We start from the raw sequence: 22,450 nt of genomic DNA, 5'->3' as shown, positions 1-22,450 counted from the left end.
CGTGAGGGCGTCAGGCGTCGCCGCCGTCGCCGGATCCGGACGGCCTGCCGGGTGAGGGATCGCCGAAGGTCTTCGGTGACGGCGCGAAGTCCTCCTCCGGAAGCTCGTCCACGGCCTCCTCCATGGTGGCCTGCCAGATCGGGCCGGGCAGCGTGGCGCCGTAGACCATGCCGTAGTAGCGGTCGCCGATCTTCACGTTCTGGAGCGGGTGCTGCTCGCCGCCGCGGATGTCGCCGACCGCCACGGTCCCGACCAGGTTCGGGGTGTACCCCGCGAACCACGCGTAGGCCGCGCTGTCGGTGGTACCGGTCTTGGCCGCGGCCGGGCGCCCGATCCCCAGGCCGTTGGTGGTGCCGCCCTTGAAGGTCTGCTGGAGCAGGTGGCTGACGCCGTCGGCGACCTTGGTCTCGATCACCTTCTCGCAGTCGGGCTTCACCTCGACCTTCCTGCCGTCCTCTCCCTCGAACCTGATCGAGGTCACCGGGGTCGGCTCGCAGTGGGTGCCCCGGGAGGCGAAGGTGGCGTAGGCGCCGGCCAGGGTCAGCGGGGAGACCTCCTGGTCGCCCAGGGTGAAGGAGTTCCACACACCCAGTTCCGCGCCGTCCGCGCGGTGGATGCCCAGCTTCTCGGCCATCTGCGCGGTCTCGCACAGGCCGACGCGCTCCTGCAACTGGGCGAAGTAGGTGTTCACCGACCCCTTGGTCCCGCTGACCATGTTGTGCGTGCCCCCGCTGCTCTCACCGGCGTTGCTCACGTTCCACGTGGCCATCCTGCCGCCCTCGCAGTTCCTCATCCCGCTGACCGACGTGCTCTCGGGCGAGTTGAAGCTGGTGCCGTACCCGAGGCCGGCGTCCAGGGCGGCGGCCAGGGTGAACGGCTTGAACGTCGATCCCGCCTGGTAGCCGTGGGAGCCGCCGTCGTCCTTGTCCACGGCCAGGTTGATCGAGGTGTTGCCCGGTTCCTCGTCGAAGCCGTAGCTCATGTTCTGGGCCATCGCCCGCACCCGTCCGGTACCGGGCTCCACCAGCACCTCGGCGGCGAACTTGGTGGACTCGTCCCCGGGGACGTACTTCTTGATCGCCTTCTCCGCGGCCTTCTGCATGTCGGTGTCGAGCGTGGTGCGGACGGTGATACCGCCCCTCTCGAGTATCTTGTCGCGCTCCTCCTGGGTGTCGGCGAGCGCGTCGGAGTCCCTCAGCCAGTGCATGACGTAGTCGCAGAAGAACGGCTGCTCGCTGTGGAAGCAGCTGCCGCCGCGCGGGGTCACGTCCACCTTCAGCTCTTGGGCCTTGTACTTCTCCGCCTCCTGCGCCTCCAGGTACCCGGTGTCGACCATCCGGTCCAGCACCATGTTGCGGCGCTTCGTGGCGGCTTCGGGGCGGGTGATCGGGTCGTAGTACGACGGGGCCCGCACCATTCCCGCGAGCGTGGCGGCCTGCGCGGGATCCAGTTCCGAGGCCGGTACGGAGAAGTAGCGCCGCGCGGCGATCTCGATGCCGTACGCGTTCTGACCGAAGTAGGCGAGGTTGAGGTAGCCCTCCATGATCTCGTCCTTGGTGAGCCGCTCCTCGATGTCGACGGCGTAGCGCAGTTCCTGGACCTTGCGCCCCAGGGTCTGCGCGGTGGCGTCCTCCACCTCCTCCTCGCCGTCGGCCTGCTCGATGAGCAGGTTCTTCACGTACTGCTGGGTGATGGTGGACCCGCCCTGGGTGTTGCCCATGGCGGTGCGGACCGCGGCGCGGAACGTGCCGCGCAGGTCCAGTCCGCCGTGCTCGTAGAAGCGCTCGTCCTCGATCGCCATGAGCGCCGCCGGCGCCCAGGGGCTCATCTCGTCCAGGGGCACCACGTCGCGCTCGCGTTCGGCGACCTCCGCGATCGGGTCGCCGTCCGCGTCGGTGAGCAGGACCCGCTCTGCCAGGGGTTGTATCTCCAGGTTTCCGGACATGTCCATGAAGGCCGCCGCCGAGTCCCTGGCCACCAGCCCGGCTCCACCCACCCACGGCATGACCAGTGCCGCCGACAGCAGCCCGGCGACCGCGCTCGTCCCCGTCAGACGCAGGAGCACGTCCTTCCTCGTCCCGCCCGGGACCGGTTCCGCCAGTCTCCCGCGCAGAACCGCGACCCGCCGGCTCACTCCCGGTACCGCGGCCCACCGCTTCGGGACCGCCTTCCGCAGCCCTGCGCGCGGGGAGGCGGTGCGCTCCCTTCCCCGCGAGGCCCGGTTTCGCCGCCATCCGCGCGGCGGGCGCTGGTTCGGCTCCGTCACATCGCCCCCCTACGGCCGTGTACCTCCCGGCCCGCGGACCACACGGGCAGGGTCGTCCACAGACCACGCTCGCATAAGGGGTGCAAAGGGCAAACCGTCAAAACGGGCGTGTCACCGAAAAGCTTCCCCAATCACCAGCAAAGGACCTCAGAACGAACATGTTTCATCAACAGTCACAAAGCAGACGCAGCACAAGCCCGGCACCGAGAGAGGAGAGCGTTTTCCGGAGGGATTCGCCGACCGGGGACGGCCCGCACCGGGGCGAGCACCGCGCCGACGGCCATTCGGCCGCGCCCGGGTGTCCGGAATACGGCCACGCGCTCCGGAGGTGCATTCGGACATCCCTACCCACCGCTCCACACCGCCCAACATGACCGATCAGTTTTTCGGCATTTCCCCATAACCCAGCGGAAAACAACCACAGAGACCCCTGAATCAGGTGTGGCCTTATGACCGCTTTGAGAGGTTTACCCAGGTGAAACCCGGAAAATACTCACTCTTAGCACACACGGCAAGTGTGATGAGGATCACACAAATTATTCGGCCCGGCCACTCCGCCAAACCCCGCAAGAGGGCAGACGATAGACAGCGGAGAGCACCGAAGCCGTAATCCGGACAGTTTCAGTTCCGGACACTTCGTTGACTCCACCTCGCCTTGGATTAGTCCCCGGTTATTTCCGCCTGCCGAAAATCGGCACGCTTCCATAACGCCCAAATCATGACAATTACGGTGTAGCCAGTGATCGGACGCCTGCCCATACTCGACATCTCTCCAGACAACGACCTAGGCCCGGTGAAAGCCGTCCCCGGAGAACGTTTCACCGTGGGAGCCACGGTGATCCGCGAGGGCCACGACTCCCTCGCCGCGGGCGTCGTCGTCTACTCGTCCCGGGGACGCCGCGAAAGCCTCGTCCCCATGCGCGAGCGCGCGCCCGGCACCGACCGGTACGAGGCCGAGATCAGCCTCCCCTCCGAGGGAGGGTGGTCGTTCGCGATCGAGTCGTGGACCGACCCCTTCGCCACCTGGCACCGCACCGCCCGGGTCAAGCTCCCCCTGGACCAGGACACCGGCCTCGTCCTGGAGGAGGGCGCCCGGCTGCTCGCGCGCGCCGGTCGCCGTGTTCCCCGCAAACCCGTGCTCACCAGGGCCGCCGAGGTCCTGCGCGACCCCTCGCGGCCCCCGATGGAGCGCCTCGCCGCGGCGCTCACCCCGCGGGTCCTCGACGAGATGGAACGGGCTCCCCTCCGCGAACTGGTCACCAGGTCCCGGCGTACCCGCGTGGTCGTCCACCGCGAGCGCGCGCTGTTCGGCTCCTGGTACGAGTTCTTCCCCCGCTCGGAGGGTGCCCAGACCGGTACCGCCCCCGGCCAGGAGCGCTCGGGCACCTTCGCCACCGCCGCCAAGCGCCTGCCCGCCATCGCCGACATGGGCTTCGACGTGGTCTACCTGCCGCCCGTCCACCCGGTCGGCACCAGCCACCGCAAGGGCGCCGACAACGCCCTGACCGCCGGCCCCGGCGAGCCCGGATCGGTGTGGGCCATCGGGTCGGCCGACGGGGGCCACGACGCCGTCCACCCCGACCTCGGCACCCTCGCCGACTTCGACTCCTTCGTCGCCGAGGCCCACGAGCACGGCCTGGAGATCGCCCTGGACCTGGCCCTCCAGTGCTCGCCCGACCACCCGTGGGTCGCCGAGCACCCCGAGTGGTTCACCACCCGGGCCGACGGCTCCGTCGCCTACGCCGAGAACCCGCCCAAGAAGTACCAGGACATCTACCCGCTGAACTTCGACAACGACTTCGAGGGCCTGTACGCGGAGGTCCTGCGCGTGGTCGAGCACTGGATCGGCCACGGTGTGCGGATCTTCCGCGTCGACAACCCGCACACCAAGCCGGTCGCGTTCTGGGAGAGGCTGCTCGCCGACGTCGACCGCAGGCACCCGGACGTGCTGTTCCTGGCCGAGGCCTTCACCCGCCCCGCCATGATGCGCACCCTGGCCAAGGTCGGATTCCACCAGTCCTACACCTACTTCACCTGGCGCAACAGCAAGGAGGAGCTGACCGACTACCTCACCGAACTGAGCCGGGAGAGCGCCCACTACCTCCGCCCCAACCTCTTCACCAACACCCCGGACATCCTGCACGCCTACCTCCAGCACGGCGGCCGCCCCGCCTTCGAGGCGCGCGCGGTGCTGGCGGCGCTGCTCTCCCCCACCTGGGGCATCTACTCCGGCTTCGAACTGTGCGAGAACACCCCGGCCGCGCCGGGCAGCGAGGAGTACCTCCACTCGGAGAAGTACCAGTACCGGCCGCGCGACTGGGCCGCCGCCGAGGCCTCCGGAGAGACCCTCACCGGACTCATCACGCTGCTCAACCGGCTGCGCCGCGAGCACCCGGCCCTGCGGGAGCTGCGCAACCTGCGCTTCCACCACGTGGACCGGCCCGAGCTGCTCTGCTTCTCCAAGCACCGGCCCGGCGACGGGCCCGATGATCCCGACGACACCGTGATCGCCGTCGTCAACCTCGACCCGCACCACGCCCGCGAGGCGACGGTGCACCTGGATCTGCCGTCCATCGGCCACGCGCGAGAGGAGGAGCTCAGGGTGACCGACGAGCTGACCGGCCGTTCCTACACCTGGGGCACGGACAACTACGTCCGGCTCGACCCCGCGACCGGTCCCGCGCACGTGTTCACCGTCAACGGCAGATAGCGGACCTCGGACCGGGCACGGGGTTCCGGCGGCGCACCTCCGCCGGAGCCCCTCCCATGTCCGAAACGCCTGTTGATCCGAGTCGAACATTCTTGGTGGGGAGCAGTAGATGAGCAAAGACGAGCCCGGCCCCGGCGGACACGGTCACGCCGAACACGGTCCGCTCGCCCCAGCCACCGGGGCCGCCACCGGCCCGCTCATGTCCTCCGGTGGTACCAGTGATCCCCACTGGTACAAGCACGCCGTCTTCTACGAGGTACTCGCCCGGGGTTTCTTCGACTCCAACGGCGACGGCACCGGTGACCTCGCCGGGCTGGTGCAGAAGCTGGACTACCTCCAGTGGCTCGGGATCGACTGCGTATGGCTGCTGCCGATGTACGAATCCCCTCTGCGCGACGGCGGATACGACATCTCGGACTACTTCAAGATCCTCCCGGAGTTCGGACGCACCGCCGACTTCGTGGAACTCCTGGACGAGGCGCACCGGCGCGGTATCCGCGTCATCACCGACCTGGTCATGAACCACACCAGCGACCAGCACCCGTGGTTCAAGGCCTCGCGGGAGGACCCCGACGGGCCCTACGGCGACTTCTACGTGTGGTCGGACACCGACGACCGCTATGACGAGGCGCGCATCATCTTCGTCGACACCGAGAAGTCCAACTGGTCCTACGACGAGGTCCGCGGCCAGTACTACTGGCACCGGTTCTTCTCCCACCAGCCCGACCTCAACTTCGAGAACCCCGCGGTCCAGGAGGCGCTCCTGGAGGTCCTGCGCTACTGGTTGGACCTGGGCATCGACGGTTTCCGCCTGGACGCCGTGCCCTACCTGTACGAGCGCGAGGGCACCAACTGCGAGAACCTCAAGGAGACGCACGAGTTCCTCAAACGCGTGCGCGCCGAGGTGGACCGGCTCTACCCCGACCGCGTGCTGCTGAGTGAGGCCAACCAGTGGCCGTCCGACGTCGTCGACTACTTCGGCGACTTCGAGTCCGGCGGCGACGAGTGCCACATGAACTTCCACTTCCCGCTGATGCCGCGCATGTTCATGGCGGTACGGCAGGAGCAGCGCTTCCCGATCTCGGAGATCCTCGCCCAGACGCCGCCGATCCCGCGCAACTGCCAGTGGGCGATCTTCCTGCGCAACCACGACGAGCTGACCCTGGAGATGGTCACCGACGAGGAACGCGACTACATGTACTCCGAGTACGCCAAGGAACCCCGCATGCGCGCCAACGTGGGGATCCGCAGGCGGCTCGCGCCCCTGCTGGACAACGACCGCGACCAGATCGAGCTGTTCACCGCCCTGCTGCTGTCGCTGCCGGGATCGCCCGTCCTCTACTACGGCGACGAGATCGGCATGGGCGACAACATCTGGCTCGGCGACCGCGACGCCGTGCGCACGCCCATGCAGTGGAACTCGGACCGCAACGCCGGGTTCTCCACGGGCGACCCCGCCCGCCTGTACCTGCCGCTGATCATGGACCCGGTCTACGGCTACCAGGCGCTCAACGTGGAGGCCCAGCGCGACAACCCCGGTTCGCTGCTGCACTGGACGCGGCGCATGATCCGTATCCGCAAGCGCCACCCGGTGTTCGGCACGGGCGCTTTCACCGAACTCAACGCCTCCAACCCGAGCGTGTTGGCGTTCATCCGCGAGCACGGCGACGACCGCATGCTCTGCGTCAACAACCTGTCGAGGTACCCGCAGCCCGTGGAGCTGGACCTGTCCCGGTACGCCGGGGTCAGCCCGGTGGAGTGCGTGGGGGGTGTGCGCTTCCCCGAGGTCGGTGAGCTGCCCTACCTGCTCACCCTGCCCGGACACGGCTTCTACTGGTTCCAGTTGCCCACGGCCGTCGAGCCGGAGCCCGCGCACGGGAGCCGGGACGGCATGCCGTCCTACGGCCTGCCCGCCGCCGGGGTCCGCGTGCACGCCCTCGACACCTCCACGGGGCGTGCGGCCCCATCCCGGCCGCACGGATCCGACCATCCAGTCAGCACGACGTCCAGCATTCCGGCCGGGTTCGTCTCCACGTTCGGCGACAGCGCGCCCGGTTCCTCCTCCGGGACGCCGACGCGCGCCGCGGGCCCCTCAGGCCCGATCGCCGAGCGCACGGACCGGGGTGGTGGCGAGAAGGGAAACGGGCCGCTCTGACATGTCCCAACTCGAAGAACTCCTGGCAGTCTGGCTGCCCCGGCAGCGCTGGTTCTCCGGCAAGGGAATCCCCATCCGGCAGATCCGGGTCGAGAGCAGGCACACCCTGGTGTCGGCCGGTCCCGAGGGCCCGGACCTGCACGTCCTCGTCATCCAGGCCGGACAGCGGGGCCTCAGCTCCCGCTACCAACTGCTCCTGGGCTCACGGCCGCCGCGCTCCCTGCCACCCGACCTGGCCCGCGTCGCCATCGGCGTGTGCCAGGTGTCGGGCGGCAGACCCAAGGTGATCTACGACGCGGCCCACGACGCACAGCTGACCGGGCTGCTGCTCGAACGGTTCACCGCGCCCACCGGGGCGGAACCCTCGGGCAGGGTGCGCTTCCGGACCCTGCCGGGCGGCCGTATCCGCGTCGGGTCGACCGGGCGGATACTCACCGGCGAGCAGTCCAACACGTCGCTGGTCTACGGCGAGGACTACGTCCTCAAGACCTTCCGCAGACTCTGGCCCGGCACCAACCCGGACCTGGAGCTGAACATGGCGCTGTCCGGGTCGCCGTACGTGGCCCGGCCGTGCGGGTGGATCGAGGCCGACCTGGCCGGACACTCCACCCCCACGACGCTGGCCATGCTCCAGACCTACATCCCGCAGGCCACGGACGGATGGGTGCTCGCCACCGCCGACGTGCGCGCCCTGCTGGAGGGGTCCGGGAGCGGGCACGAGCCCGGGTTCACCGGAGAGGCCGCCCAACTGGGCCGTACCACCGCCGAGGTGCACCGGTCGCTGGCGCGGGCCCTGCCCACGGACGTGCTCACGCCCGCGGGGGCGGCCGAGATGGCCGACGCCATGGTCGAGCGCCTGGCGATGGCCAGCGCCGAGGTGCCCGAACTGGCCGAGCACGCGCCCCGGGTGATGGAGGCCTACGCCGACTTCTCCGAGGTGGACGAGCCGTTGCCGATACAGCGCATCCACGGCGACTACCACCTGGGGCAGGTGATCCGCACCACGCCCGGGTGGGTGGTGCTGGACTTCGAGGGCGAGCCCACCGTGCCGGTACGGGACCGCCAGCGCCTGTCCAGCCCGCTGCGGGACGTGGCCGGGATGCTCCGCTCCTTCGACTACGCGGCCGGGTACCTGCTGGTCGGGCACCCGGGCGAGGCCGGGCTGGAGTGGGCGGCCCGGTCCTGGGCCCGGCACAACCGGGAGGCCTTCTGCCGGGGATACGCCGACGGGGGCGGGGCCGATCCGGAGAAGCACCTCACGGTCCTGCGGGCCTTCGAGTTCGACAAGGCCGTGTACGAGGTGCTGTACGAGGCCAGGAACCGGCCCAACTGGCTGCGTGTCCCGCTTGAGTCCATCGCCACCGCGGCCGCCGCGCCGCCCGTTCCCGGATGACCCGCCGGCGGCCGTCTTCCACGGGGGCGGCGGCCGCCACGACCACCCTTCCACCCCCGATCCGTACGCCACGAGAACCACGGAGCCCGTATTGACCTCGCCGCGCAGCGAACAGCGTCCGCGTGCCAGCACCGCCAAGGACGCGACGACCGCGAAGAACACGAAGAGCACGAAGAAACCCGCGGTCACCGAGGCCGCCGAGGCCGGAGCCGCCGACGGCGGCATACCGGTCGTGGAGGAGTTCCCGGTCGAGAAGGCGGAGGCCGTACCCGGGACCGCCGATGAGGCCGCGCCCGCAGGGAAGCCCGCCAAGACGGCGGCCAGGGGAAGGACGGCCGCCAAGGGCAGGGCCGGGAACGGGGGCAGGGCTGCCTCCGCGAAGGCTCCGGCGGCCGGGGCCGCCAAGGCCGGTACCGGCGCGGGGGCCAGGGCAAGGCCCGCGGCCAGGCGCAAGGCGGCGCCCGACCCCGGACTGATCGCCGAGCTGGACCGGTTGGTGGACGGCCACCACCACGACCCGCACGCGCTGCTGGGCGTGCACACCGAGGGCAGGGGCACCGTGGTGCGGGCCCTGCGGCCGGGTGCGCTGGAGGTGCACGCCGTCCTGGCCGACGGCTCCCGGCTGCGCCTGGACCACCTCCACCGGGGCGTGTTCTCGGCCAAGGTGTCCAGGAGCAGGCTGACCGCCGCGCCCGACTACCGGATCGCCGCACGCTACGAGGCCGACGGTCCCGAGCACGTGGCCGCGGACCCGTACCGGTTCGCCCCCACCCTCGGCGACCTGGACCTGCACCTGATCGGCGAGGGCCGCCACGAGGAGCTGTGGAACGCCCTCGGCGCGCACACCCGGGTCGAGGACACCGCGATGGGCGAGGTCGCCGGGACCGGCTTCGCCGTGTGGGCGCCGGACGCGCGCGGTGTGCGGCTGATCGGCGACTTCAACTACTGGAACGGCACCGGGCACCCGATGCGCAGCCTGGGCGCCACGGGCGTGTGGGAGCTGTTCCTGCCCGGAGTGGGCGACGGCGCCCTGTACAAGTTCCAGATCCTGGGCGCCGACGGGCACTGGCGGGACAAGGCCGACCCGATGGCGCGGTGCACGCAGATGCCGCCCGCGACCGCCTCGGTGGTCACCACCTCCGCCCACACCTGGGGCGACCAGGAGTGGATGGCCGAACGCAAGGGCGTGGAGCAGCACCGTGCTCCGATGAGCGTGTACGAGGTGCACCTGGGCTCCTGGCGGCCCGGCCTGGGGTACGCGGAACTGGCCGAGCAGCTGGTCGAGTACGTGAGCGACATGGGATTCACGCACGTGGAGCTCCTGCCCGTGGCGGGACACCCCTACGACGGGTCCTGGGGCTACCAGGTGACGTCCTACTACGCGCCCACGCCCCGGTTCGGGTCCCCGGACGAGTTCCGCCACCTGGTGGACTCCCTGCACCGGGCGGGGATCGGCGTGTTCCTGGACTGGGTGCCCGCGCACTTCCCCAAGGACGACTGGGCGCTGGCCCGCTTCGACGGGACGGCGCTGTACGAGCACCCCGACCCCCGCCGGGGCGAGCACCCCGACTGGGGGACGCTCATCTTCAACTACGGGCGGACCGAGGTGCGCAACTTCCTCATCGCCAACGCCCTGTACTGGCTGGAGGAGTTCCACATCGACGGCCTGCGGGTGGACGCCGTGGCCTCGATGATCTACCTGGACTACTCGCGCGACTCCGGCGCCTGGGAGCCCAACGCCTTCGGCGGCAGGGAGAACCTGGAGGCGATCGACTTCCTCAAGGACCTCAACACCGTCGTCTACCGGCGCAACCCGCACGCGGCGATGATCGCCGAGGAGTCCACCGCCTACACGGGCGTGACCACCCCGGTGGACCACGGCGGGCTCGGCTTCGGGTTCAAGTGGAACATGGGGTGGATGCACGACACCCTGGAGTACGTCAAGAAGGAGCCGATCCACCGGCAGTACCACCACGACGACGTCACGTTCTCGATGGTGTACGCCTACAGCGAGAACTACGTGCTGCCGCTGTCCCACGACGAGGTGGTGCACGGCAAGCAGTCGCTGTTCAACAAGCCGCCCGGCGACGAGTGGCAGCGGTCGGCGACCCTGCGCGCGCTCCTGGCCTTCATGTGGTCGCACCCGGGCAAGCAGCTGCTGTTCATGGGCGGGGAGATCGCCCAGGGGGACGAGTGGTCGCACCAGGAGGGCGTGCCGTGGTGGCTGCTTCAGTTCGACCACCACGCCGGTGTGCAGCGCCTGGTGAGGGCGCTCAACGAGGCCTACCGGCCGCGGCCCGCGCTGTGGTCGCGGGACACCGACCCGGCGGGCTTTCGCTGGCTGGACGGCGGCGACCGCGAGGGCAACACCCTGTCGTACCTGCGCCACGGTGACGGCGGATCGGTGCTGGCCTGCGCGGTGAACTTCTCGCCGGTGCCCCGCACGAACTGGCGGATGGGCCTGCCCTCCAGCGGCCGGTGGAACGCGGTGCTCAACACCGACGAGGCGCGCTTTGGCGGGTCGGACCACCCGGCGCCCGCGCACGTGGACGCCGAGGCCACCCCGTGGCACGGCCAGCCGTTCTCGGCGGAGGTCACCCTGCCGCCGCTCGGCGGGGTCTGGTTCGAACCCGAGCGCTAGGTCCTGTTCGGCGGGCCCGGGCCTGTGCCGCTGGGGTGGCGACGGGGTCCTGGCAGGTCCCGAAGGTGTGCCCGTGAGGTAGGAGCGGGCGCACCGTAGGGGCCGGGGACTCCCGCGCCTTCGGCGTCCGTGCACGAAGTACGGCGCAGCCTCGGGGAGACACGGCCCAGGTCCCGCAAACGCCCGTGGGCCCCGGAGCGATCCGGGGCCCACGGGCGTTTCCTGTCGGCCGCGCCTGTGCGCCCTCCGCCACCGAGGCGACCGTCGGAGGGCTCCCGGTCCGGCGGCGGACCGGGGCCCACCGGGCCCTCGGAAGGGGCGGCGTCTACGCCTCGCGCTTGTGCCAGCCGGTGAGGCGGGCGATCGCCTCGTCCAGCACCTCGTCCCTCTTGCAGAACGCGAACCGGAGCAGGTGCGCGCCCTCCTCCTGGTGGTCGTAGAACACCTGCGCGGGCACCGCGGCCACCCCCGCCTCCCTCGGCAGGGCACGGGCCACCTCCACCCCGTCCGTGTAGCCGAGCGGGCGGATGTCGGCCATGAGGAAGTAGGTGCCCTCGCACACGTTCACGTCGAAACCGGTGCCGGCCAGCCCCTCCGCCAGCCGGTCCCGCTTGTCCTGGAGCGTGGCGCGCTGGGCGGCGACCCACTCCCCCTGGTGGTCGATGGCCTCGGCGGTCGCCAGTTGCAGCGCGCCGTTGGCGGAGAAGGTCAGGAACTGGTTCACCGTCCGCACCGCGCCCACCAGCGGTGCAGGCCCCATCACCCAACCGGTCTTCCACCCGGTCACGGCGAACATCTTGCCCACCGAGGACACCGACAGCGTCCGCTCGCGCATCCCCGGCAGGGCGGCCAGCGGCACGTGCGGCCTGCCGTCGAAGGTGAGGAACTCGTACACCTCGTCGGTGAACGCGATCAGGTCGTGCTCACGGCACACCCGCGCGATCTCCTCCAGCTCGTCGGCGGTGAACACGGTGCCCGTGGGGTTGTGCGGCGTGTTCACCAGGACCATCCGGGTACGCGGTCCCACGGCCGCGCGCAGCTCCTCGGGGTCGAATGCGAAGCGGCCGGTCTCGGCGTCCGGGCGCAGGGTCACCGACCTGCGCACACCGCCCGCCAGGGTGATCATGGCGGCGTAGGAGTCGTACATCGGCTCGAAGACGATCACCTCGTCGCCGCGCTCCACCAGGGCGAGCATCGCCGCGGCGATCCCGGCGGTGGCGCCGACGGTGACGTAGACCTCGGTCTCCGGGTCCAGCTCGATGCCGTAGTTGCGGGCCCGGTAACGGCTCACCGCCTCCCGCAGCTCCGGCCGCCCGGGCCCCGGCGGATACTGGTTCACCCCCTCCAGGATGTGCCCCGAGGCGGCCTCCAGCAGGGAACGCGGGCCGTCGGTGTCGGGGAAGCCCTGCCCCAGGTTGACCGATCCGGTCTCCACCGCCAGTCGGGTCATCTCGGCGAAGATCGTCTCTCCGTACACACGCATTCGTTCGATCAGCGGTTCTTCCACCCGACGAGCGTATCCACCCGTCCGCCGCCCGGGCCATCCCCGTCCGGGGCGCCCGCGCACGGACACGAAAGGGGCGGACCGCGAAGGTCCGCCCCGTCGGGTCCGCCATCCTCCCTACAGGAGCAGGCTGAGCACCATCCACGCCACCGGACCGGCGATCAGCAGCGAGTCCAGGCGGTCCATCAGTCCGCCGTGCCCCGGCATGAACCGGCCCATGTCCTTGACCCCGAGGTCGCGCTTGAACAGCGACTCGATGAGGTCGCCGACGGTGGCGGCCAGCACGGTCGCCAGCCCGAGGACCACGCCGACCCACCACGGCCCGTCCAGCATCAGCACCACGCACAGCGCGCCGGCCACGGCGCAACCCACCACGGAGCCGCCGAAGCCCTCCCAGGTCTTGTTGGGACTGATCACCGGCGCCATCTTGTGCCGTCCCAGCAGGATCCCGGCGAAGTAGCCGCCGATGTCACTGGAGATCGTCACCACGATGAACGTGATGAGGCGGTACTGGCCGTCCTCGGGGTGCGAGGTGAGGAGCAGCCACGTCCCCAGCAGGAACGGCAGGTACACCAGGGTGAACAGGTTCGCCGCGACATCGGCCACGAACCCCTCCGTGCCGCCGCGCAGCCGCCACACCAGGGTGAGGATCGCGGTCAGCGCGGTCGCCCCCACCAGCCACTCGGTCCCTCCGAAGTAGGCGGCGACCTGCATGGCCACACCGCCGGCCGCGAGAGGGACCACGGCCAGGCCCATGCCCTTTCCGGCGAACGCCCGGTTCACCTCCCGCAGCCCGATCAGCACCGCGAGCGAGGTGATGATCGTGAACAGCTGGGGCCACGGGAAGATGGAGAAGAACACGAGCGCGCCCAGGACGCACCCGCTGGCGATGGCCACCGGGAGGTTGCGGCCGGTCCGCACCGGCTCGCCCCCCGGCTTGTGCAGCACGAAGCGCTGACCGGCCGGATCGGAGTCGTCCCCGGAGCCGCCGGGTCTGTGCTCGGGCGAGTGGTCATCGCCTTCGGAGCCGCTGGAGGAAGGAAGGGTCACCGACTAAACCTCGAGCAGTTCCGATTCCTTGTGCTTCAGCAGTTCGTCGACGGAGGCGACGTACTTCTGAGACAGCTCGTCCAACTCGGTCTGGGCGCGGTGCGCCTCGTCCTCGCCGATGTCACCGGCCTTGACGGCCTTCTCGAAGGTGTCCTTGGCGCGGCGGCGGACGTTGCGGATCGAGACCTTGCTGTCCTCGGCCTTGGTACGCGCGACCTTGATGTACTCCTTGCGGCGCTCCTCGGACAGGTCCGGGAACACCACTCGGATGACCTGGCCGTCGTCGGAGGGGTTCACACCCAGGTCGCTGTTGCGGATGGCGTTGACGATCTCGGTGCGGGCGCTGACGTCGAACGGCGAGATGACCATCATGCGCGGTTCGGGGACCGAGAAGGAGGCCAGCTGGTTGATCGGCGTCCGGGCACCGTAGTAGTCGACGGTGATCTTGTTGAAGGTCGCCGGAGAGGGACGGCCGGTGCGGATCGTGGCGAAGTCCTCCTTCGCGACGATCACGGCCTTCTCCATCTTCTCCTCGACCTCGAGGAGTGTCTCTTCGATCATGTGCGCGCTCCCGGTTCGGACTGTGGTGTTCTTGCTGTGGTCGCGGGGGCCGGTTCAGGCGGGGGTCGGCCCGACGATGGTGCCGATCTTCTCACCGCGTACCGCGCGCAGGATGTTTCCCTGGCTCATCAGGTCGAACACGACGATGGGCAACCCGTTGTCCATGCACAGGCTGACCGCGGTGGCGTCCATGACCTTGAGTCCGCGAGTGAGGACCTCGTTGTAGTTGAGCTTGTCGAACTTGACCGCGTCGGGGTTGCGCTGGGGGTCGGAGTCGTAGACCCCGTCGACCTGGGTGCCCTTGAGCACCGCCTGCGCGCCGATCTCCAGCGCACGCTGGGCGGCGGTGGTGTCGGTGGAGAAGAACGGCGCGCCCAGGCCCGCTCCGAAGATGACCACGCGGCCCTTCTCCAGGTGGCGGACGGCGCGGCGCGGGATGTAGGCCTCGGCGACCTGGCTCATGTGGATCGCGGTCTGCACGCGGGTGTCCACACCGAGCCGCTCCAGGAAGTCCTGCAGGGCGAGGCAGTTGATGACGGTGCCGAGCATGCCCATGTAGTCGGCGCGGCCGCGCTCGATACCGCCCTCGGTGAGCTGGGTGCCGCGGAACATGTTGCCGCCGCCGACGACCACGGCGACCTGGATGCCCTCGGAGACCGCCTCCGCGATGGACTCGGCCACGTACTGGACCACCTCGGGGTCGATGCCCAGACCGCCCCCGCCCGCGAACGCCTCTCCGGAGAGCTTGAGCATCACACGCTTCCAGCCGGAGTCGTGCATGGCGGGTTGGGTGCTCGTTGCTTCGTTCACGGCCTGTGGCCTCCCTTGTCGTCCCCGAGTGGCACAGGGTCCCCCGAGTCCTCCTGTCGCGGGCCGGGATGACGCACGCCCCGAACCCGCCCATATCCACCGAAGGTGCCGGGGAGCAGTCTCCCCGGCACCTCCATCATCTCAAAGCTCTCAGGCCTGGCCGACCTTGAAGCGAACGAAGCGCTTGACGGTCACACCGGCCTCCTCGACGACCTTCTGGACCGTCTTCTTGTTCTCCTTGACGAACGGCTGGCCGAGCAGCGTCACGTCCTTGAAGAAACCGTTGAGGCGACCCTCCACGATCTTGGGGATCGCCTGCTCGGGCTTGCCCTCCTCGCGGGTGGTCTGCTCGGCGATGCTGCGCTCGTGCGCCACGACATCGGCGGGGACGTCGTCCTTGCCGACGTACTGCGGGGCCAGCGCGGCGATCTGCTGGGCGAGGTCCTTGCCGACCTCCTCGTCGGCCTTGTCCAGCTCGACCAGGACGCCCATGGTGGGGGGCAGGTCCGGGTCGGACTTGTGCAGGTAGCTGGCGACGTAGGCGCCCTCGAACTTGGCGAAGCGGCGGAACTCCAGCTTCTCCCCGATGACGACGCTCTTGTCCTCGATGAAGGCCTGGAGGCTCTTGCCGGGCTCGATCTCGGCGGCGGCGACGGTGGCGAGGTCGTCGGCCTCCTGGGCGGCGACGAAGTCGGCGACCTGGTTCGCGAGCGCGATGAACTGCTCGTTCTTGGCGACGAAGTCGGTCTCGCAGTTCAGCTCGACGAGGGTGGCCTTGCCCTCGGACTCCTGCTTGAGGACGACCATGCCCTGGGCGGCGGTGCGCTCGGCGCGCTTGCCGACGTCCTTGGCGCCCTTGACGCGCAGGGCCTCGACGGCCTTGTCGAGGTCGCCGTCGGCCTCGGTCAGGGCCTTCTTGCAGGCCATCATGCCGGCGCCGGTCGTGTCGCGCAGCTTCTTGACGTCCGCGGCGGTGAAGTTCGCCATGACTGTTCTCGGATTCCCTTGGAGTGGAGAGTCTGTACGAAAAGTGGAGCGGGTCCGGCCGCGCACCGTCGCCGCCCCGCCGACAGCGGCGGGGCGGCGACGGTGCGCTGGAGCACGGAACTACTCCTTGGAGGCCTCGGTGGTCTGCGGGGCCTCGCCGGCCTCGGGGGCCTGGGCGGGAGCGTCGGCCGGGGACTCCTCGGCGGTGGCCTCGGACGGGGCCTCGGCGGCGGCCTCGGACGTCGGGATGACGTCGGCGGCGTCGGCGGGGACCTGCTCGGCGGCGGCCTCGGCGGCACCGGCCTCGGTCTCGGCGGCGGCCTCGGGCTTGGCCTCGGCCGTACCGGCCTCGCCCTTGCCCTCCAGGAGCTCGCGCTCCCACTCGGCCAGGGGCTCCTCGGCGGCCTTCTGCTCGCCGGCGCCCTCGGAGGCACCGGAGCGGGCCATGAGGCCGTCGGCGACGGCGTCGGCGACCACGCGGGTCAGCAGGCTGACACTGCGGATGGCGTCGTCGTTGCCCGGGATCGGGTAGTCGACCTCGTCCGGGTCGCAGTTGGTGTCCAGGATGGCCACGACCGGGATGTTCAGCTTGCGAGCCTCGCTGATCGCGATGTGCTCCTTCTTGGTGTCCACGATCCACACCGCGCTGGGCACGCGGGACATGTCGCGGATACCGCCGAGGGTGCGCTCCAGCTTCTCCTTCTCACGGCGGAGGTTGAGCAGCTCCTTCTTGGTGAGCGTGGAGCCGGCGACGTCGTCGAAGTCGATCTCCTCCAGCTCCTTGAGGCGCTGCAGCCGCTTGTGGACGGTGGAGAAGTTGGTGAGCATGCCGCCCAGCCAGCGCTGGTTCACGAAGGGCATGCCGACGCGGCGGGCCTGCTCGTCGATGGCCTCCTGCGCCTGCTTCTTGGTACCGACGAACAGGACGGTGCCGCCGTGGGCGACCGTCTGCTTGACGAACTCGTAGGCGCGGTCGATGTAGGCCAGCGACTTCTGGAGGTCGATGATGTAGATGCCGTTGCGCTCGGTGAAGATGAAGCGCTTCATCTTGGGGTTCCAGCGACGCGTCTGGTGCCCGAAGTGGACGCCGCTCTCCAGGAGCTGGCGAATTGTCACGACTGTGGCCATGACTGGTCCTCCTTGCGGTGGCGGGAGGTGACTCCCGCCTTCGGTTGTGCCTGACGTCCCGGCCGTACCGCCGCACACCGGAGAAGGAGTGCGGACCGCAGGTACGGTCCCTCGCTGAGGAGGCTTGTGGACGTGCGTATTGTGGTCGGTCCCTAAGGGCCGGAAACGATTCTATCCTCCGTCGGGAATACACAGGACGTACACTGCCGCCTCCGGAGTTGTCCACAGTCTCCGGCTCTCCCTGGCGGAGCCGCCCCGTCCAGCGGACCCTTGGAGTATGGCCCCCCTCCTCCTCGCCCGTCTGCTGCTGGTCCTTCCGCTTCTGCTGTTCCCCCTCCGCCCCGAGCCAACCGCCGCCGACTGGCGCTGGCCGGTGGATCCCCCCGCCCAGGTGCTGCGCCCCTTCGACCCGCCCGAGCAGCGGTGGCTGCCCGGGCACCTGGGCGTGGACCTGGCCGCGGAGCCCGGCCAGGAGGTACGCGCGGCCGGTCCCGGCCGTGTGCGCTTCTCGGGCACGGTGGCGGGCACACCGGTGGTGAGCGTGAGCCACGGCGGGCTGCGCACCACCTACCTGCCGGTGGAGTCCGGCCTGGCCCGGGGCGACCCGGTCGCCGCCGGGGACCCGCTGGGCACGCTCGCCGCCGCGCCCTTCCACTGCCGCGACCGCCCCTGCCTGCACTGGGGGCTGCTCCGCGGCGCCGACTACCTCGACCCCCTCGGCCTGTTCGGCCTCGGGGAGTTCCGCCTACTGCCGCTCTGAGGGGGCCCGCCCGGAGGCGGTGGGGGCGGTGGGTGCGGCGGAGCCGGGTGAGGAGGTGGAACGGGGAGAGCCGGATACGGGAGGAGCCCGGGAACAGGGAGGCCCCGAGCGCAGGGGCCCGGAGGCGAAAGGCCCTCCGGGCGCGAGGGGCGCGGGAGAGGAGGGGCGCGGAGGAGGACCCGAAAAGAGTCCGGGATCACCGGGGAGCGTCAGGCCCGGGGGTGGGCCCGGCGGTAGGTGTCGCGCAGGCGCTGCACGGACACGTGCGTGTAGATCTGCGTACTGCGGGGACTGGCGTGGCCCAGGAACTCCTGCACGCTGCGCAGGTCGGCCCCGCCGTTGAGCAGGTGGGTGGCGGCACTGTGCCGCAGCCCGTGCGGTGTCCCGTCCACACCGGCGGCACGCAGGTAGGTGTGCACGTCCTCACGGGCCTGGCGGACTCCCAGGCGTCCGCCGCGCGCCCCCAGGAACAGCGCCGTACCGCTCCCGGGAACCGCCATCTCCGGGCGGCCTCCGGACAGCCAGGCGTCGATGGCCTCCAGCGCGGGTCCGCCCACGGGGACCGTGCGCTCCTTGGCGCCCTTGCCCAGGACCCGCACGGTGTCGCGCTCGCGGTCCACGTCGGCCAGGTCCAGGGCGCACAGCTCGGCGACGCGCACACCGGTGGCGTAGAGCGTCTCCACCACCGCACGGCCGCGCAGGGCGGCCGGGGTCTCGTCGGGGCCCCGTGAGAGCGCGGCGGCGGCCTGGCGCTCGTCGAGCACCGCGGGCAGGGCGCGCTGCTGGGCCGGACCGGCCAGTCGCGGGCCCGGATCCGTGGCCAGCACCCCCTCGCGGTACAGAAAACGCGTGAGGGCGCGCACTGCCGCCACGCGACGGGCCACCGTGGCGCGGCTCGCTCCCGTGTCGCGGGCATGCGAGAGCCACGCGCGCACCAGGGGCACGTCCAGGTCCTCCCAGCCCCGTCCCCGGGACTCCAGGTGGGCCCGGAGCGAGCGCAGGTCGGCCAGATAGCCGCGCACGGTGTGGGGCGAGCGCCCCAGCTCGCCCGACAGGTACGCGGCGAAGCGGTTCAACACGCTCTACTCCCCCGGGGACAGGCAGGCGATCCCGTCGATCTCCACGAAGTAGGCGGGGTTGACCAGGCCGCCCACCTCCACGAGGGAGGCGGCCGGGCGGTGTCCCTCGGGAAGGCACTCGACCAGGGCGCCGCGGAACTCGTCCAGGTCGGAGATGTGCCGCAGGTAGTAGGTGAGCTTGACCAGGTGGCCGAGGTCCGCGCCGTGCCGGGCCAGGACGGCCTCCAGGTTGCGGAAGATCTGGCGGGTCTGTCCCCCGACGTCCCCGGCGACCTCGCCCCCGGGTCCCTCCGGGACCTGTCCGGAGACGAACAGCAGCGGCCCGTCCGCCAACAGGGCGTCACTGTAGGTTTTTGCCATGGCGACACCGTACCCACAGCGTTGTCGCCCTATCGCGGTTTCCCCCGAACCAGATCGCGGCCCCTCCCCTCAGTTCGGCTTCTCCCCCTCGGCTCGGCTCCCCTCCCAGCGCGGAAGCCGCCAGCCCGACTGGCAGCGCTCCACCAGGCCGGTGGCGGCCAGCAGCCCCAGGACGCGCATGGTCTTGTCCAGGCCGACCCCGCAGGCCGCCGCGATCACCGCCGGGCCGGCCCCGGAGCGCGGCACCGCTTCGAGCACGCGGACGCCGTCCCGGTCGAGTTCGGCCGACACCCGCAGCGGTCCGGTTCCGGGCGGTGGTTCCTCCCCCAGCGCGCCCACCTGGGCGAGGACGTCGTCCGCGCAGGTGACACACCCCGCCTGCCAGTCACGGAGCAGCAGGTGGCAGCCCGCCGACATCGCCGAGGTGACCGGACCGGGCGAGCCTGTTTCGTGGGTACCCGCTTCGTGTCCGGCTCCGGTGTCGGCAACAAGCCGGGGGTCTACGCGGCCCTCGATCCGTACGGACGGCAGCCCGACCATGCCCAGGTGCGGCGTGCCCACGTTCGGCAGCGCCTCCATGACCCGGGCCCACGTCCCGTCAGCGTCCCAGCGCTTGAACCGGGTGTGGATGCTGTTGCCGTTGCCGTACCGGTCGGGGATCTCGCGCCACGTGCACCGGGTGCGCGCCTTGTGGAACACCGCGTTCAGCACCGCCCGCCCGTCCAGCATCGTGCCCGAGTGCGTGCGGCGCCCGCCCTCCCACTCGTCCACGATCGGCGCCACCAGCGCCCACGCCTCGTCGCACAGCTCCGGCGGCACCATCCGGTCGTTGTTGATGAACCACTGCGACAGCGAACACGGCTTGCCGATCTGCGGCATCGGCACCGGCCCCGTGACCGTCACTCGCACGTCCAGCAGCTCCAGCACCTCGGCGCGCTCGTCCGGCCCCAGGTCGGCCAGCCGCTCGCGCGCCATGTCGGCCAGGTCTGCAAGATCGTCGGCACGGCTGCGCGCGGCCTCGGTCTCGGCCTGCCACGCGATGGCCTCGGCGCGCATCGCCTCCAGCTGCTCCAGCTCGCTGGTGAGCGTGCGCGTCGCGGCCTCCACCGCGACGGCGGGCAGCCCCGCCTTTGCGTAGTCGGTGACGGTCTGGGTGATGGCCCGGGAGTGCTCGGCGATCTGGCGGTCAAGGTCGGCGATGCGCTCGGCGTGGTCGGTGGCCGACCCAGAGGCGACCGACTTCACCCATTCGGCGGCCATGGCGCGCAACCGGTCGGCATCGCCCAGCAGCGCCACCACCTCATCCCACACGCGCGCCTCCATCTCGCGCGCCGGAATGGCCGAGTCGTCGCACACCTGCGCGCCCCGGTGGTGGGCCACTCGCCCCTTGCACCGGTAGGTCGGGCCGACCCCTACGCCGTTTGGTCGGTCCTTCCGCCCGCCCTTGCCACCCACGTAGTACGCCCCGCACTGCCCGAACAGCCGCTTTGACAGCGGGTACGCCCTACGCTCGGGGCCCGTGCCCGGCCTGGTCGGGCGCAGCGCCTCGCGCAGCTCAGTCACTTCGGCAGGGGTGAAGATCGGGTCAAGCGGGATGACCACCGTCGCGCCGTACTTGGGAGTGCCGTCGCGGTTGATCTTGGCCCCACGCCCGGCGCTGGCCCGAGCGGGGTTGCGGAACACAACCTGTGCCTTGGTGGTCGAGTCGCTCAACAGCCGGGCACGCAGGTTCACCGCCGACCAGGGGCGCCCAGACCTGGTCAACATGCCCATGGCGTTGAGCCGCGCGGCGGTGTCGCCCACGTCCAGGCCACGCTCCACCAGGTATGCGCGGGCAGTGCGCAGGACAGTGGCCTCGTGCTCGTCGGCAACCAGGTACGAGCCCCTCTTGCCCTGGCCCTCGATGCGCCACCCGTAAGGAGGTGCCCCGCCAACCCAGCCGCCCCTGGCGGCCTTCGCCTGCAATCCGCCCTGTGTGCGCTCCCGGATCAGGTTGTATTCAAGCTCGGAGAACGCGGCGTACTGCTGGAGCATCAGCTTGCCGTGCGTGGTGGTGGTGTCGATGTCCTGCGTGACTGACACGATCGCGATGTCGAGGTCTTCCAGCCGCCAGATCCAGCGCCAGAACGCACGCCCTGTACGTCCGACCCGGTCGAACTTGTGAACGACCACGGTGTCGATGTGGCCCGCTTCGGCGTCTGCCATCAGCCGATCGAATTCGGGGCGCGAGGTCAGCGACCCGGACACGCCTTCGTCGGCGTAGACGTCCACCAGCGACCAACCCCGGGCGCCGACGTAGCCCTTGCAAGCCTCGTCTTGAACATCCAGGCCGTAGCCGAGGGTCTGCTCCTCAGTGCTGACCCGTTCGAGAACTGCCGCCCTCACTTGGTTTCCCTTCTGTCGATCGATACGGGACGGCCCCCGCTGGGTGGGCGGGGGCCGGGGGATGGTCAGACCAGCTGGTGCTTGGTGGTGCGCCGCTCGGCGCCATTGACCGTATAGACAAACTCGGACGATTCGAGGCGGCCCTCGTAGGTGGCGCGCCCGACCTTGGCGCGCACGGTGTCGGTGCCGGTGCTCTCCTTCTTCTCCTTGGCAGCGGCGCGGGCGGCTGCGCGCTCGGCCTTGGCGCGCGCCTTGGCGTGGGCGCGCTCGATGCCGCTGGCCACCATGTGGGCGAAGCCGTAGCCCTCAGCGGCCTTGACGGCGTCGCCTGTCAGCGCCATCCCGTCCACGACGCGCCGGACCTCGGCGCCCATGGCTCCGGCCCGGATGAGCAGGCTTTTGAGCTTGGCGTCGTGGCCGGGGGCGAACTCGCGCGTGGTGGTCTTGGTGCAGCCGGTGGCCTCTCCGGTCTCCTCGTTGGTGAAGCGGGCGCAGTGGCAGGGGCGCTCGACCTTGGCCTTCGGGGCCTTGCTCTCGGCAGGAGCGGTAGCGGTCTCGTTCATGTCGGGCTTCCTTTCGAGCGGAGAAACGGGAGGCGGAGCCCTCCGCGCTGTTAATAAAATTAAATTATTCCAATAATTACCCCCACAATTTCAAAAGG

The 22,450-nt window shown here is 70.4% G+C and carries 16 protein-coding genes; 5 read left to right on the top strand and 11 right to left on the bottom strand.

Features of this window, described 5'->3' with window-relative positions; genetic code table 11:
- Window positions 1-10 precede the first annotated feature (10 nt).
- Window positions 11-2,266, bottom strand: a complete 2,256-nt coding sequence (locus tag NOSIN_RS01320) for a transglycosylase domain-containing protein (RefSeq protein WP_077688983.1) — start codon at window positions 2,264-2,266, stop codon at window positions 11-13.
- Between the two features lie 739 nt (window positions 2,267-3,005).
- Between NOSIN_RS01320 and NOSIN_RS01315 the strand changes: the two genes are divergently transcribed.
- From NOSIN_RS01315 to glgB, 4 genes are all read left to right on the top strand, one after another.
- Complete coding sequence (locus tag NOSIN_RS01315; protein ID WP_077688982.1) at window positions 3,006-4,976, top strand: alpha-1,4-glucan--maltose-1-phosphate maltosyltransferase; 1,971 nt, start codon at window positions 3,006-3,008, stop codon at window positions 4,974-4,976.
- Window positions 4,977-5,085: 109 nt separating this feature from the next.
- A complete protein-coding gene (gene treS, locus NOSIN_RS01310; protein ID WP_077688981.1) occupies window positions 5,086-7,131 on the top strand; it encodes a maltose alpha-D-glucosyltransferase in 2,046 nt (681 codons plus the stop codon).
- Between the two features lies 1 nt (window position 7,132).
- Entirely contained in the window at window positions 7,133-8,524 is a 1,392-nt protein-coding gene (locus NOSIN_RS01305) for a maltokinase N-terminal cap-like domain-containing protein (protein WP_077688980.1), read from the top strand.
- Window positions 8,525-8,615: 91 nt separating this feature from the next.
- Window positions 8,616-11,165, top strand: a complete 2,550-nt coding sequence (gene glgB / locus NOSIN_RS01300; RefSeq protein ID WP_375539667.1) for a 1,4-alpha-glucan branching protein GlgB — start codon at window positions 8,616-8,618, stop codon at window positions 11,163-11,165.
- A gap of 325 nt (window positions 11,166-11,490) precedes the next feature.
- On the opposite strand, the gene NOSIN_RS01295 is transcribed toward glgB, so the two are convergent.
- From NOSIN_RS01295 to rpsB, 6 genes are all read right to left on the bottom strand, one after another.
- Entirely contained in the window at window positions 11,491-12,672 is a 1,182-nt protein-coding gene (locus NOSIN_RS01295) for a pyridoxal phosphate-dependent aminotransferase (protein WP_077688979.1), read from the bottom strand.
- Between the two features lie 114 nt (window positions 12,673-12,786).
- Window positions 12,787-13,719 (bottom strand): phosphatidate cytidylyltransferase, encoded by a 933-nt coding sequence (locus NOSIN_RS01290; RefSeq protein ID WP_077688978.1) that lies wholly within the window; start codon window positions 13,717-13,719, stop codon window positions 12,787-12,789.
- A gap of 3 nt (window positions 13,720-13,722) precedes the next feature.
- Entirely contained in the window at window positions 13,723-14,280 is a 558-nt protein-coding gene (gene frr / locus NOSIN_RS01285) for a ribosome recycling factor (RefSeq protein ID WP_077688977.1), read from the bottom strand.
- 54 nt (window positions 14,281-14,334) lie between these two features.
- Window positions 14,335-15,060, bottom strand: coding sequence for a UMP kinase (pyrH, locus tag NOSIN_RS01280; protein WP_216349820.1), 726 nt, complete (start codon window positions 15,058-15,060; stop codon window positions 14,335-14,337).
- A gap of 180 nt (window positions 15,061-15,240) precedes the next feature.
- Entirely contained in the window at window positions 15,241-16,077 is an 837-nt protein-coding gene (gene tsf, locus NOSIN_RS01275; RefSeq protein ID WP_077688975.1) for a translation elongation factor Ts, read from the bottom strand.
- 120 nt (window positions 16,078-16,197) lie between these two features.
- On the bottom strand, window positions 16,198-17,205 hold the full coding sequence (rpsB, locus tag NOSIN_RS01270; protein ID WP_077688974.1) for a 30S ribosomal protein S2: 1,008 nt from the start codon (window positions 17,203-17,205) through the stop codon (window positions 16,198-16,200).
- Between the two features lie 277 nt (window positions 17,206-17,482).
- Here rpsB and NOSIN_RS01265 point away from each other — a divergent pair, with 277 nt between their 5' ends.
- Window positions 17,483-17,965, top strand: a complete 483-nt coding sequence (locus NOSIN_RS01265; RefSeq protein WP_077688973.1) for a murein hydrolase activator EnvC family protein — start codon at window positions 17,483-17,485, stop codon at window positions 17,963-17,965.
- 209 nt (window positions 17,966-18,174) lie between these two features.
- Here NOSIN_RS01265 and NOSIN_RS01260 read toward each other — a convergent pair whose 3' ends face one another.
- From NOSIN_RS01260 to NOSIN_RS01245, 4 genes are all read right to left on the bottom strand, one after another.
- Window positions 18,175-19,044, bottom strand: a complete 870-nt coding sequence (locus NOSIN_RS01260; protein WP_077688972.1) for a tyrosine recombinase XerC — start codon at window positions 19,042-19,044, stop codon at window positions 18,175-18,177.
- Window positions 19,045-19,047: 3 nt separating this feature from the next.
- The gene (locus NOSIN_RS01255) at window positions 19,048-19,404 is read right to left on the bottom strand and encodes a RidA family protein (protein WP_077688971.1); all 357 of its coding nucleotides are present in this window, start codon (window positions 19,402-19,404) and stop codon (window positions 19,048-19,050) included.
- 69 nt (window positions 19,405-19,473) lie between these two features.
- Entirely contained in the window at window positions 19,474-21,789 is a 2,316-nt protein-coding gene (locus NOSIN_RS01250; protein ID WP_077688970.1) for a recombinase family protein, read from the bottom strand.
- 65 nt (window positions 21,790-21,854) lie between these two features.
- Window positions 21,855-22,352: a hypothetical protein gene (locus NOSIN_RS01245; RefSeq protein ID WP_077688969.1), complete on the bottom strand. Its 498-nt coding sequence runs from the start codon at window positions 22,350-22,352 to the stop codon at window positions 21,855-21,857.
- Between the last annotated feature and the right edge of the window lie 98 nt (window positions 22,353-22,450).

Source organism: Nocardiopsis sinuspersici, from assembly GCF_001998325.1.
In the GTDB taxonomy this organism is placed as follows: domain Bacteria; phylum Actinomycetota; class Actinomycetes; order Streptosporangiales; family Streptosporangiaceae; genus Nocardiopsis; species Nocardiopsis sinuspersici.
This window is presented reverse-complemented; position numbering and strand designations above follow the sequence as displayed.

Bases quoted from the DNA above. Each gene is read 5' to 3' on its own strand.
- NOSIN_RS01265 (WP_077688973.1), top strand. From the start codon at position 17,483: ATGGCCCCCCTCCTCCTCGCCCGTCTGCTGCTGGTCCTTCCGCTTCTG.
- NOSIN_RS01255 (WP_077688971.1), bottom strand. From the start codon at position 19,404: ATGGCAAAAACCTACAGTGACGCCCTGTTGGCGGACGGGCCGCTGCTG.
- pyrH (WP_216349820.1), bottom strand. From the start codon at position 15,060: ATGCACGACTCCGGCTGGAAGCGTGTGATGCTCAAGCTCTCCGGAGAG.
- rpsB (WP_077688974.1), bottom strand. From the start codon at position 17,205: ATGGCCACAGTCGTGACAATTCGCCAGCTCCTGGAGAGCGGCGTCCAC.
- NOSIN_RS01245 (WP_077688969.1), bottom strand. From the start codon at position 22,352: ATGAACGAGACCGCTACCGCTCCTGCCGAGAGCAAGGCCCCGAAGGCC.
- treS (WP_077688981.1), top strand. From the start codon at position 5,086: ATGAGCAAAGACGAGCCCGGCCCCGGCGGACACGGTCACGCCGAACAC.
- NOSIN_RS01305 (WP_077688980.1), top strand. From the start codon at position 7,133: ATGTCCCAACTCGAAGAACTCCTGGCAGTCTGGCTGCCCCGGCAGCGC.
- frr (WP_077688977.1), bottom strand. From the start codon at position 14,280: ATGATCGAAGAGACACTCCTCGAGGTCGAGGAGAAGATGGAGAAGGCC.
- tsf (WP_077688975.1), bottom strand. From the start codon at position 16,077: ATGGCGAACTTCACCGCCGCGGACGTCAAGAAGCTGCGCGACACGACC.